This is a genomic window from Brevundimonas sp. TWP1-3, assembly GCF_049896085.1.
Lineage (GTDB): Bacteria > Pseudomonadota > Alphaproteobacteria > Caulobacterales > Caulobacteraceae > Brevundimonas.
This window is the reverse complement of the sequence record NZ_JAFCTP010000002.1, coordinates 224,234-237,381: the sequence shown is the minus strand read 5'-3', so window position 1 is coordinate 237,381 and position 13,148 is coordinate 224,234. Positions and strand designations below refer to the sequence as shown.

Below are 13,148 nucleotides of genomic sequence, written 5' to 3'. Positions count from 1 at the left end.
CCGCGAAGGCATGGCCTTGCTGACCGTGCTTTTGCTGGTCGCGGTGATGTCGGTCGTCGCCGTCGCCGTGCTGGACGACGTGCGATTTTCGGTCAGGCGCGCAACGAACGCCGAAGGTCAGGCCCAGGCCCAGATGTATGCCGACGGCGCCGCGCTGCTCGCGCTGCGTCAGATCACCCAACTCATTACGATGGGGCCGACCAGGACGCCGCTGGAGCCTGAGTGGGACGGGCGCGTTCTGAGTTTTCCGATCGACGGAGGAAACCTGAGCGCCGTCGTGCGCGACGGTCAGAACTGTTTCAACCTCAACAGCGTGGTCGAGGGGCAGGGCGAGGACCTGACGGCGCGCCCCGCAGGGATCGCGCAGTTCGTCGTCCTTGGACGAAGCCTGGGCTTGACGGAGGGGGCGGCGCTTGCCGCGGCGGACGGTCTGGTGGACTGGCTGGACGTCGATCCGGCGACACGGGCGGCGGGCGCAGAAGACGGCGCATACGCCGGTTCGGCCATCCCGTATCGAACAGGCGGCGTGATGCTGACCGAGGTCAGCGAGCTCCGCGCGATCCGGGGTTTCGACGCCGAAACCTACCGCCGTCTGCGACCTTTCGTCTGTGCCCTGCCGGTCGCTCGGCCCAGCGTGCTCAACGTCAATACCCTGAAGCCGGAGGCGGCGCCTCTGCTTGTGATGCTGCTGGACGGCAAGATCGGTCTTTCGGCCGCACGCGCCGCGATCGAGGCGCGGCCTCGCAACGGATGGCAAAGCGTCGACGCCTTCTGGAGCCAGCCCGCGCTGCTTGGCTCTGCGGCCTCGCCGCAAGCGCGTGAGCAGACCAGCCTTCTCACCCGCTATTTCGATCTGCGCGTCGATGTCGACTACGGCGGTTCTCGCGCCGTGCGCACCGCGCTGCTTTACGCGCCGCCCGAGGGCGGGGCCCGAACCGTCATCCAACGCTGGACCCTCGACGAATGAGTTCCACCCGCCTGATCCTGATCCCGAGCCTGGCTTCGGAACCTGCTCCGTTCATGGTGATTGCGCCGGACGGCGCGGTCTTGCAGCGCGGCCTGATGCCGCTCGATCCGGTCGAAAAGCCCCTGGCCATGCGAACGGTGGTCATTGCGCCCGGCGCCGATGTGCTCGTCCGTTGGGTGAACGTGCCGGCTGGGAGCGACGTTCAGAAGCGTACGGCGGTCCTTTGGGCCTTGCGGGAACAACTGGCTGTGGCCCCGGAAAGCCTTGAGGTCGCCCTGAGCGCAGCTGTCGAGGGCGAGGATCGGATCGCGGTCGTCTTCGATGTGTCCTTGCGCCGGGTCTGGCTGGACTATTGCGAAGCGCTGGGGGTCGCCGTCGATGTCCTTATGCCCGATACGCTGGTCGTTCCCGCACCGCTGGCCGAAGACAGCATCGTGGCGGTGTCGTTTCCGCCCAATGTCGCACTGCGGGGTCGGCGTCTGGCGGCGACCGTCCAGCCCGACATGGTCGAACTGCTGACCGAAGGGTGGTCGCTCGTCATTGTCGACGACCCTGAGGATATGGAGGGCCTGATGATCGAGGCGGCTCTGCGGCCGGCGATCAACCTCATCGAGCGCCGCCGTGTTTCCGCCGGCGGAAACTGGAAGCGGGTGATGGCTCTGGCTGTCATCCTCTTGGCGACCCCCTTGATCCTGACCCTCGCCATGGCTGCGCGCGATGACATCATGGCGAACCGTATGCAGAACCAGACCCGGCAGATCCTGACGCGTGCTGCGCCCGATCTGGCGGCCTCTCCCGATCCCAGGGCCGCCCTGGAGGCCCGTCTCGCAGCGGCTCCGGCGGGGGGCGTCACCGGCGTCGCTGCGGCCCTTTATGTCGCCGTCGAGGGGGTCGATGGCGCCGAACTCGACAGTTTCGCCGCAGATCCAGACGGCGGCGTGCGGGCCACCGTAAGCTATTCCGCCTATCAGGACCTCGACACGCTCAAACGTGCTGTGACGAGCGCCGGCCTTGTGATGGAGGACGCCAGCACGGTCGACGACGCGGGGCGCATCGTCAGCGAAATCCGGATCGGAGCCGCATTATGACTGCCTTGTTCGACCCGGCGACGCGCTGGTGGTGGTCGCGTACGCACCGCGAGCGGCAGATGCTCGCCGTCATGGCGCTCATCGCTGCCGGGGTTTTCCTGTGGTTGCTCGTCGTCCGACCTGCGTGGGCCTGGCGCGAAGCCGCGGCCGAGCGGCGCGCCGAGGCGCGCACGACCTTGTTGCAGGTCGATGCGGGCGTCAGGCGTCTGCCGAAAAGCCCGGACGCCGCCGTCGCAAAAACGTCCCGGACCGACATCGAACCCCTGGTCCGGCAGAGCGCCGAGGCGGCCGGCTTGGTCATCACCACTGGGATGGACCCGTCAGGCGAGCTGGGGTTCCGAGCCGATCGAACGACGAGCGCGCAACTCTTTCCTTGGCTGATGACGCTCAAGGCGGAGCATGGACTGGAGGTTTCGCGGCTGGCTGTTGTCGAAAACGCCGACGCCACCCTCCAGGTGGACGGCGGGTTCGCCACGCCCTGAAGCCGCTGCGCACGCCGCCATCAGGTCGGCCTAAGAGCCGTCATCCCTTCGAGCCCTGTCACGCCGTTGTTGAGGAAGCGTGGTTCACGGTCGTTGTCTGAAGGACGCGCGACTTCTAGCGGCGTCCTCCCCGGAGATCGATCATGAGCGCTCTTGTCATCGCCCTGCTTCTGGGCGCGTCGTCCTGCGAGCCGACCGCCGCCGATGTGGGCGCAGCGGGCGGTGACGCCTGTGCGCGGGTCTGGATGGGCCGGTCGTTGCGGATGAACGACATCGCCTCGGTCGGCACCCACAACAGCTACAAGCTGGCCATTCCCGAGGCGGAACTGGCGGCGATGACGGCGGTCAATCCCGGCGCGGCCGGGCTGGACTACGCCCATCGGCCCCTGGTCGAACAGCTGGACGCCGGCGCGCGTCAGCTGGAGATCGACGTGCTGAACGATCCCCAGGGCGGGCGTTACGCGCGTCCGGCCTCTACCCTGGGTCGAGCAGGCCAGGGCGCACCGACGAGCGCGGACTTCCAGGACGCCATGGCGCGGCCGGGGATGAAGGTGCTGCATATGCCTGACGTGGATTTCCGCAGTTCCTGTCTGACCTTCGTCGCCTGTCTGACCCAGATCCGCGACTGGTCGGCCGCCCATCCCGATCATGCGCCGATCCTGATCATGCTGAACGCCAAGACGGGTGCGGCCTCCATGCCCGGCGGCGTGGCGCCGATGGCCTTCGACGCGGCGGCCTGGGACGCGCTGGACGCCGAGATCCGTTCGGTGTTCGACGCCCGTCGCCTGATCACTCCCGACCAGGTGCGCGGCGACCACGCCACCCTGCGCGAGGGCGTGCTGGCCGGCGGCTGGCCGACGGTCGGCGAGGCGCGCGGCAAGGTCTTCTTCGCTCTGGATGAAGGCTCGGAGAAGGTCGCGGCCTATGCGGCGGGACGGCCGTCGCTTCAAGGGCGGGCGATGTTCGTCAACACCGACGAGGCCAGCCCCGCCGCCGCCTATCTGACGCTGAACGATCCGGTGGTCCAGCAGGATCGCATCCGCGCCGCCGTGCGCCATGGCTTCATCGTCCGCACCCGCGCCGACGCCGACACGGTCGAAGCTAGAAGTAGCGACGTCGCGCGCCGCACCGCCGCCTTCGCCAGCGGGGCGCAATATGTCTCGACCGACTACTACTGGGCCGATCCGCGCTTCCCAACCTATGAGGTGCGTCTGCCGGGCGCCCAGGCGGCGGCGTGCAATCCGGTGCGGGCGGCGGCGCGGTGCGACGGGCTGGCGGTCGAGATGATCACAGGCGCGCCCGTGCGCGGCTATCTGGCGCCGGCGGATCGACCGGACCTGACCAAGGTGCTGGCCCCGCCGCCCGAGCCGGGCTCGCCCCGCGACATCGCCAACGCCGGGGTGTTCCGCGAGACCCGCGCGCTTCAGGGCACGGCGCGCTGGGACGTGGCGACCGGCGACGTCACGGGCGACAAATACGACCATTTCGCCCAGGCGCTGGGCGTGCGCCTGACGCCGGAACAGGCGCCGGTGCTGACGGCCCTGCTGGATCGGTCGGGCAACGACCGGTCAGTGGTCGGCGTGGCCAAGGAACATTGGGGCACCAAGCGCCCCTATATCGGCACGGACCTGCCGATCTGCGAGGCCAAGAGCGATCACCTGGCGGGCAATCCCGACTATCCGTCGGGCCATTCGGCGCACGGCATGCACATCGCCATGATCCTGGCCGAACTGGCGCCCCAGCGGGCCGACGCGCTGTATGCGCGCGGGCGCGAGTTCGCCGAGAGCCGCTTCGTCTGCGGCTCGCACAGCTACAGCGCCGCCGAAGCCGGCATCCTGTCGGGCGCGGTAATCTATGGCGCCGAACAGCGCTCGGAGACCTTCCGCCGCGACATGGAGGCGGCGCGCGCAGAGGTGCAGGCGGCGCTCGCCAAGGCCGGTTTGGGGCTGGCTGAGGGGGCGAACGCGACAGCGCCGTGAACATTGGATGAAATCGGCTGTCACACGCTGAGGGGCGGGGTGACGCCGTCGTTGAGGGCGGTAGATCGGCCGGCGTGACGCCATGGGCCGGTCGACGTGTTTCGCGGGAAACGCGTCAAGCTCTCTGGGGGTAGTCCAAATGAAGAACCGAATTCTCGGCACGACGGCGCTGGTCGTCGCGGCCGTCTCGCCGTTCGCCGCCTTCGCGCAAACGGCCGATCAAGTCTCGACGCAGGCCACGGCTCAGGCGGATGTGTCCCAGGTCGACGAGATCATCGTCACCGGCAGCTATCGCCGCAGCCTGGAAGAGGCCGTCGACATCAAGCGCAAGACGGTCGGCTTCTCCGACTCCATCGTCGCCACCGACGTCGCCAACTTCCCCGAGCAGAACCTCGCGGAGGCGCTGCAACGCATCCCCGGCGTGACCATCGAACGCAACAGGGGCCTGGGCCAGCGCGTGTCGGTGCGCGGACTACCCAGCGAGTTCACCTTCGTCTCTATCAACGGCCTGGCGACCGCCTCGGGCAGCGGCGGCCGCGATGTCGAGTTCGACATCTTCGCCTCGGAAATCATCCAGCAGGTCACGGTCCAGAAGTCCCCGCGCGCGGCGGACGAGGAAGGCGGCATCGCCGGTTCGGTCAATATCTCGACCGCGCGTCCGTTCGACTACGAGGGGCGTCGCGTCGTGGCGGCGGCCGAGGGCGCCTACAACTCCATCTCGGAAAAGACCGATCCGAAACTGTCCTTCCTGGCCAGCGACACCTGGGGCGACTGGGGCGCGCTGGTGTCCTTCTCGACCGCACGCCGGACCAACCGCACGGACTCGGAATCGGGCATCAACTTCCGTCCCCTGACGCGCTTTCTCAGCGCCAGCGGCACGCGAGGAACCCAGGCCCAGGCCGTCCTGGCGCGCGATGCGGGCGTCATCGTCCAGAACCGCGCCAACGCCGCCGAGACCGACCGCATCATCTTCCAGGACAAGGTCGGCGACCGCGCCTATCTGAATACCCAGGACCAGTGGGGCGGCTCACTTTCGCTGCAGTACCGGCCGTCGGCTGAGTTCAGCCTGGCGTTCGACGCCCTGATCGGCCGCTACGAGACCACCGAAGACCAGTATGATGCCGCGGCCTATTCGGCCTCCAGCCGGTCGACGCTGGAGACGATCCACGAGTACGACAAGACCACCCTGGCCGACTATGGCATGGTGGTGCTGCGCGACGTTTCCTACACTGCTACTCAGCACGAGATGCTCAGCAAGGAGCAGATCAACGAGACCGACTATCGCCAGTTCGGGACCGAGCTGAACTGGAGCGGCGACAGCTGGAAACTGCACGCCCTGGCCGGCTATTCCGGCGCCGAGAAGACGCTGGACTACTCGAACCTGAAGCACGTCGCCTATGCGCCGTCGCGGACGCGCTGGACCGCCGACGGCGGCGAGACGATCCAGAGCGCCAACCCCGCCTCGATCGACATGTACAACTCGCCTCAGAGCTACCTGTTCGAAGCCTATGAGACGTCGCTGGAACATATCACCGATGACAAATACGCCGCCCAGATCGACTTCACCAAATACTTGGGCTTGGACTTCTTCCCGGCCCTGACCAGCGTCCAGTTCGGCGCGCGCTATACCGACAAGTCCAAGGAGCGTCAGTACGGCGCCCTGAATATCCAGGGGACCGGGCCGGGCCGCGTCGACTATCTGAACCGTCCGATGTCGCAAAGCGAACTGACGCCGATCGGCGACCTGGTTCCCGGCGGCGATTTCAGCATTCGTGATCTGAACTGGAGCCAGGTGTCGAACGACTACGCCCGTCGCACCTTCCGTTACGACGGCTTCTCCACGCCGTTCACGCCCGGCGACTACTACGAAGTGTCGGAAAAGGTCCTGTCGCTTTACGCCATGGCTGACCTGAACTTCGACATCGGTCCGGTGCCCGTCTCGGTCAACGGCGGGGCGCGATATGTCGACACCTCGATCACCTCGTCGGGCTATCACCAGATCCAGAACCCGAACGGTTCGACCGGCTTCACCCCCGCCCCGATTTCCAGCGACGGCGGCTATGACAAGGTCCTGCCCAGCCTGAACGTCACGGCCGAACTGACCGACAGCCTGATCTTCCGCGCCGCGGCGTCCGAGACCCTGATCCGCCCGGCCCTGACCGATCTGGCCTACAAACGCACGGCCAGCTTCAACTCCTTCCGCTTCACCGACGGCAACCCCAACCTGAAGCCGACCTACGCCAAGCAATGGGAAGTCGGACTGGAGCAATATCTGGGCGACGGCGGTCTGCTGGCGGTCTCGTATTTCTGGAAGGAGATCGAGGGCGTGGTGCGTCAGGCCCTAACCGGCACGGTGCCGAACGTGACCAAATACAACGCCAATGGCACGATCGACGGCGTCTATACCTTCGACGTCTATCAGCCGATCAACGAGGCGGGCTCCTATGAGGTCAGCGGGGTCGAGCTGGTCGCCGTGGTGCCTTTCGGACAGTTCTACGCGCCGCTGGAAGGGTTCGGGATCAACGCCAACTACACCGTTCTGGACAGCTCGCTGACCGGCACCTCGAAGCTGGGCATTCCCACCCCGCCGGTCGGCCTGGCCGACAACACCTACAACGTCACCCTCTTCTACGAGAACGCCAAGTTCCAGGCGCGGGCGTCCTACAACTTCAAGGACAAATACGTCGAAGCCATCGGCTACGAAATGTATCCGATCTGGCGCGAGGGTTACGGCCAGGTCGATCTGTCGGCCAGCTATCGCGTGACCGACGCCATCCAGATCAACCTGGAAGGCATCAACGTCACCGACGAGGCGACCAAGGGCTACACGATGGATCCGTCCTTCCCCACGATGTACGAAATGTCGGGACGCCGGATCAATCTGGGCCTGCGGATGGAGTTCTGATCCGTTCGTGGACCTGAACCCCTGCCCTGACTGTCAGGCGAGCGCGTGATCCCCGCGCGTTCGCCTCGCCGTGACGCCTCCTCCTTCTCAGGAGGGGGCGTCTTTGCGCGTGCGCCGGACAGCGACGTCGAAGGCGAGGTGAACCGTCTGCGGGCCGATCTGGTCGCCTATCTGCTGCGCAAGACCCGCGGCGCCGGCGACGCCGAGGACGTGGTTCAGGAGGCCTTCGTGCGCTTCCACCGCGCCGGTCACGACCTGAACAGCGCCGACGCCCGCCCCCTGCTGTTCGTCATCGCCCGCAACATCCAGCTCGACCGCTGGAAGGCCGACGGACGCGAGACCGCACGACGCAGCGCCCATGACATCCATGACCTGGACAAGGGCCCGCGCGCGATCGCCAGCGAGACGCCCGACGCCGAGACGGGCCTGATCCGCCGACAGGATTTGACCGCCGCCGCCGCCGTGATCCGGGCCCTGCCGCCCAAGACCCGCGACGCCTTCCTGCTGCACCGGTTCGAAGCCCTGACCTATCGCCAGATCGCCGGACGACTGGGCGTATCCGTCAGCATGGTCGAAAAACATATCGCCGAAGCCCTCCGTCAACTGAAGAAATCGCGGGGCGACTGAGGTGTCTCGCCGCTGGATCGTTGTGCTTTTTGAGGCGGGCCGCAAAGGCGACCTGCAACGCGCGTGTAAAAGGAAATCCCCACGCTGATGCTGGAGCGCCTGAACATCCTGATCGCCGCTCGTCCCAGGACGGCCGAGGCGTGGCTGGCCCGCATGGCGCGGCCGGGCGCGGGCGCGCGCGCGCAGGCGGCATTGCTGGCATGGCTGGAGGCCGACCCCGACCATCTGCGTCAGTATGAACAGGCCAAGGCCGACCAGGCCGCGCTGGAGCCCCTGCGCGGTGCCTTCTCCGGCGACCTGGCGGCCCTGCGTCGCACCGAGCGCAAGTCGACGACGCGCCGTCCCCTACTGGCGTCGGGTCTCGCCGTGGCGGCGGTCGCCGCCGCCGTGGTCCTGGTGCCGGTGTTGAAGGGCGCCGAACAGGGTCGGCTTTACGAGGCGGCGCCCGGCCGGATCACCGACATCGCCCTGGACGACGGATCGCGCGTGACGCTGGACGCGGGATCCGCCATCCGCGTGAACCTAGGCGACGATGCGCGCCGTGCGACGCTGGAGCGCGGCGCGGCCTATTTCGAGGTGGCCCACAACGCCGCCCGCCCCTTCCAGGTGGCGGTCGGGGATCGTCGGGTGATCGTGACCGGCACGCGCTTCGTCACGGCCCTGACCGGCGACGGCGCGCAGATTTCGTTGTTGCAGGGTCGCGTCGCGGTCGGGACGCGCGACGCGACGGCCAAAGGTGCGCTGGACGGCGCCCTGACGCTGTCGCCGGGCGAACGCGCGGACTTCCAGCCGGGCAAGCCGGGCATTCGCAAGACCGCCGCCGACGTCGAGATGGCGACGGCCTGGCGCAAGCGTCGCCTTGTGTTCCAAGACGCGCCCCTGTCGGCCGTGGTCGCCGCCGTCGCCCGTTACTCGGCGCACCCCCTGGTCCTGGCCGATCCCGCGGTTGGCCGGACGCGCGTGACGGTGATCCTGCCGCTTGAGGGCGAGGACGCGCTGGAGGACCGGCTGGCGGCCCTGCTGCCGATCCGCATCGTGCAGGACGAAGACGGCCGGCGGCTGATCCGCGCCGAGTGAGGCGGCCGTATCGCAGACCTGTCATGGGACTGCGCTAAGGGCTTCACGGAACATCCCCCCGAGGCTCGCTGTTTGAAACCGCTCGCTGCATCGCTGCCCGCCGGCGTGCGACGCAAGCCATGGCGCGTCGTCTGCGGATTTGCGACCGTCGCCGTGATCTCGGCGCTCGCCCAGCCGGCCTTTGCACACCAGGCTTGGGCCCAGTCTGCATCGCGTGTTCAGGCCTTCGACATCGCCGGCCAGGACGCCTCGTCCGCCCTGTTGCGCCTGTGCCTGGAGGCGGGGTGCGAACTGGCCTTCGTCCAACGTCCCGGCCGGGACGTGCGCACGCGCGCAGTCAACGGACGGATGAGCTGGCGCACCGCCCTGGCGCGAATGCTGGAGGGGACCGACCTGCGCTATCGCTTCGTCGGATCGCGGGGCGTGCGCATCTGGGCCGTCGCCCCCACCGCCCGACCTGCTGCCCCGCCCCCGCCCGAAACGACCGAACTGGAAGCGGTCGAGGTCGTCGGCCGCCTGTCGGACCGGATCGACGAGGCCTTGCGACGCAAGCGCGACGCCGACGTCATCTCCGACGGCCTGTCGTCCGAACGGATCGGCGACCTGCCGTCCGCCAATCTGGCCGAGGCCCTGCAGCGCGTGCCGGGCGTGGCCATCGAACGCGAGGTCGGCGAGGGTCAGTTCGTCAGCGTGCGGGGTCTGGGGCCGCTGTTCCAGTCCGTGACCCTGAATGGCGCGCCCGTGGCCTTCAACGAGAACATCCGCAACTCGACCCAGAGCGGGCGGCAGTTCCGGTTTCGCGCCCTGTCGGTCGATCTGCTGGCGGGCGCGCGCCTGACCAAGTCCGCGACGGCGGACCTGACCGAGGGCGGCATCGGCTCCAACATCGACATCGAGACGGCCGGAGGGCTGGACGGCGATCCGTTCCTGACGCTGCGGCTGGGCGGCGAAACCACGACGCGCGACGGACGCATCAGCCCCGATCTGTCCGTCGGCGGACGATGGGTGTCGTCCGGCGGTTCCGCCGGCCTGGTCGCCGGTCTGTCGCAGGAGCAGAGATCGGTCCGTTACGACCGGTTTCAGGTCATGCGTTATGGAGAGATCGTCTTGGACGGCCGCACCCTGGCGGTTCCCAACGACCTGCGCACCACGGTCGAAAGCGAGGATCGACGCCGCCGCAGCGGCTTCGTCGGCGCGGACTGGCAGGTCTCGCCGGACCTTCGCCTCGACCTCGACGCCCTGGTCTCGACCTTCGACAATGCGATCCGGGAGGACCGGCTGGTCTTCGGCCTGGGCGAGCGGCTGGCGGCGCCGGGCTCCATCCAGCGGGTTAAGGACGGGGTCGTCACGGCGGGACGGATCGACGCCGGCCGCATCGACAACAACACCGAGTTCTCGGACCAGTCACACCTGAACGTCGCTGCCTCGCTGGGCGCCGAACTGCGGCGCGGGAACTGGCGGCTGACCCCGCGCCTCAGCGTCTCCAGCGCCCGCTCCGTACTCGACACGCCGCTGGAGCGATTGTCGGCCCAGTCGCCGGAAGGCGTCGCCTACGCCTTCGATCTGGACGGCGCCGCCGACGCGCGTCGGGCAGACCGGCTGACGACCGACTTCGACCTGCGCGATCCCTCCCGGCTGGTTCTGGCCCAGTTGAGCATCAGGGCGGTCCAGTCCCGCGACGAGGACGTGACCGCCGTCCTGGACGCCCGCCGCACACTGGACCGAACCTGGGGCGGCCTTCGGCTTTCAGCCGTTCAGATGGGGGGCCAGTTCAGCGCACGCAGCCGCGACTATCAGCGCCGCGACCGACGCGCGGCCTTGCGCCCCGGCCAGGGCGACATCGCCGGCCTCTATGACGGCGCCACGCCGGGAGACGTCTTTTCCGACCTGATCGCGGCGCGTCCCGGTCCCTGGATCACCCCGGCGTTCGACCGGCTGCGCGCCGCCTTCGTCCTGCCCGGCGAACGCGACGACGTGGTGTTTCGGCCGGGCGACCTGACGCCGACCGGCTCGGACCTGCAGAACTCCTACGGCGTCGAGGAGCGGGTCGCGGCGGCCTATGTCCGGGCGGACTTCGACGGGCGCGGGGGCGGCCTGTCCTATTTCGGCAACGCCGGGCTGCGGGTGGTCGGGACGCGCACCCATGTGGATGGCGCGCGCATGGCCGGCGTCGGCGGCGTGGCGCAGGTCACGCCCCTGACCCACGATGGCGAGGATGCGATCCTGTTGCCCAGCCTGAACCTGGCCTTCGACATTGCGGACGACGCCGTCGTTCGCCTGGCGGCGTCGCGCACCATAACCCGCCCATCCCTAGCCGACCTGCGCGCCTCGACGGTGCCCGCCAGCGTCCTGGTCTCGGCCATCTACCAATACGGGCAGGCGGCCGTCGACGACCCCGAACTGGGCGTGATCTTCAGCGGGATCGGCGGCAACCCCGAACTGACGCCCTATGTCTCGACCAATCTGGATCTGTCCTATGAGGTCACCGGCCGCGGGACCAGTTTCAGCCTGGCCCTGTTTCACAAAACGATCTGCGACTTCATCCAGGCGACCTGGGCCGTCGAGACCCTGACGTTCGAGACCCGAACCGGCGCGGCGGTCCAGGCGCCGGTCCTGATGTCGCGACCGCGCAATGTCGGCCAGGCCCGGATCGACGGGCTGGAGGCGGGCCTTCACCACCGGCTGGGCGGCGGACTGGGCGTCTGGGCCAGCGCGACCTGGACCGACAGCCGCCTGGCGGACGGCGAGCGTCTGACCGGCGTCTCGGACCTGGCCTGGTCGATCAATCCCTATCTGGAACGCGGCCCCTTCGCGCTGAACCTGTCCTGGTCGTGGCGATCCGCCTTCCGCTCCGAGGCTGACCTGCAGGGCGGCGGCGTCTCGGCCTTCATCGTCGGGCCCGCCGGCTATCTGGACGCCCAGGCCACCTACCGGATCGACGCCCGCACCCGCCTGTCTATCGCCTCCACCAATCTGACCGACACCCGCGACCTGGCCTATGAACGCACCCCCGCCCGCCTGCTCCAGATCGGCTCCGCCGGCCGGCAGCTTTCGGTGGGGCTGGAGCTGAACTGGTAGCGCTGAAAACGAGCAGCCGCTCTTGAAAGAGCGGTAGGGTTGGGCAGCTCTTAGCGGCGTGCGCGCGTTTCCAGTTCGCCGATGCGGCGGCTGAGGTAGGCCGTGTCGTCGGCCGACGGGCTGGTGCGGGTGTAGGCGGCGTCCAGGCGCGCGAGGTCGCCGGCCTCGACGCGGATGTCTGCGGCCTCGGCGCGGGTTACGGCGCCCGAGCGTTCGGCGGCGGTCAGGGTCGTCTCCAGGTTCGTCAGTCGCGCGCGCGCTGTCAGATTGGCGGCGGGCGTCGCGCCCGCCGGGCCGTCGCCGACACGCAGGTCCAGCGCATCGAGACGCGCGTCCAGATCGGCGCGTTCCGTCGCGTTGATCGCGCCGTCCGCATTGTAGCGGGTCTCGATCTGGATAAGGGCCTGGTAGTCGGTTTTCAAGCGGGTGGCCTCGGTCCGCGTCAGGCGACGGGCGGTCACGGCGGCGTCCACGCGCGCATTGAAGGCGGCGCGCCCCTGGGCGACCGTGTCGGTCTCTTCATAATCCGAAGCGCCAGACTGCAACGTCTGGGTCAGAGCCGTGTAGCGGGCGTTCAGGTCTGCGCGCTCTTGAGTGTTGATGCCGTCGGCGGCGTAGCGGGTCTCCAGATCGACCAGGGCCGTATAGTCCGACCTCAACCGCGTCGCGGCCGAGCTGGACACAGAACCGGCCCGCAGGCTGGCGTCCACGCGGGTCGAGAACTGGCTCTGGCCGTCACGCAAGGGACGGCCGCCGCGCAGCCAGGCCTGGTCCATCGCAGACAAGCCGAGCCGATCTCCGAACAGTGCGCCGACGACGGCGCCGAGGCGGTCCTGCGTCGTCGAGGGATACTGCGTCTGAGCCGCGGCGGCCCCGGCGGCGAGGGTCAGGGCGGTCGTGGCGACCAGGGCGAGGCGGATATGGGGCATGGATGCGGCTTTCGGG

Annotated in this window: 9 protein-coding genes; 8 read left to right on the top strand and 1 reads right to left on the bottom strand. The window is 68.5% G+C overall.

What is annotated here, in order from left to right:
* The first annotated feature begins 10 nt into the window (after nt 1-10).
* The 8 genes from gspK (at nt 11) to ACP693_RS13100 (ending at nt 12,203) form a co-directional block, all read left to right on the top strand.
* Nucleotides 11-967 (top strand): type II secretion system minor pseudopilin GspK, encoded by a 957-nt coding sequence (gene gspK / locus ACP693_RS13135; protein WP_426020057.1) that lies wholly within the window; start codon nt 11-13, stop codon nt 965-967.
* Nucleotides 964-2,055 carry a type II secretion system protein GspL gene (gene gspL, locus ACP693_RS13130; RefSeq protein WP_426020055.1) on the top strand — a complete coding sequence of 364 codons (1,092 nt, stop codon included), beginning with the start codon at nt 964-966 and terminating at the stop codon, nt 2,053-2,055. Before gspK ends, gspL begins: the two co-directional genes overlap by 4 nt.
* Nucleotides 2,052-2,537 carry a type II secretion system protein GspM gene (gspM, locus tag ACP693_RS13125; RefSeq protein ID WP_426020053.1) on the top strand — a complete coding sequence of 162 codons (486 nt, stop codon included), beginning with the start codon at nt 2,052-2,054 and terminating at the stop codon, nt 2,535-2,537. The genes gspL and gspM overlap by 4 nt, the downstream gene beginning before the upstream one ends.
* Before the next feature lie 143 nt (nt 2,538-2,680).
* Entirely contained in the window at nt 2,681-4,516 is a 1,836-nt protein-coding gene (locus ACP693_RS13120; RefSeq protein WP_426020051.1) for a Ca2+-dependent phosphoinositide-specific phospholipase C, read from the top strand.
* Nucleotides 4,517-4,655: 139 nt separating this feature from the next.
* Nucleotides 4,656-7,421 (top strand): TonB-dependent receptor, encoded by a 2,766-nt coding sequence (locus ACP693_RS13115; RefSeq protein ID WP_426020050.1) that lies wholly within the window; start codon nt 4,656-4,658, stop codon nt 7,419-7,421.
* A 45-nt stretch (nt 7,422-7,466) separates the two neighbouring features.
* On the top strand, nt 7,467-8,048 hold the full coding sequence (locus ACP693_RS13110) for an RNA polymerase sigma factor (RefSeq protein WP_426020049.1): 582 nt from the start codon (nt 7,467-7,469) through the stop codon (nt 8,046-8,048).
* An 87-nt stretch (nt 8,049-8,135) separates the two neighbouring features.
* A complete protein-coding gene (locus ACP693_RS13105; RefSeq protein ID WP_426020048.1) occupies nt 8,136-9,125 on the top strand; it encodes a FecR family protein in 990 nt (329 codons plus the stop codon).
* Nucleotides 9,126-9,197: 72 nt separating this feature from the next.
* Nucleotides 9,198-12,203: a TonB-dependent receptor gene (locus ACP693_RS13100; protein WP_426020046.1), complete on the top strand. Its 3,006-nt coding sequence runs from the start codon at nt 9,198-9,200 to the stop codon at nt 12,201-12,203.
* Between the two features lie 50 nt (nt 12,204-12,253).
* Here ACP693_RS13100 and ACP693_RS13095 read toward each other — a convergent pair whose 3' ends face one another.
* Nucleotides 12,254-13,132, bottom strand: a complete 879-nt coding sequence (locus ACP693_RS13095; RefSeq protein WP_426020044.1) for a hypothetical protein — start codon at nt 13,130-13,132, stop codon at nt 12,254-12,256.
* Nucleotides 13,133-13,148 lie beyond the last annotated feature (16 nt).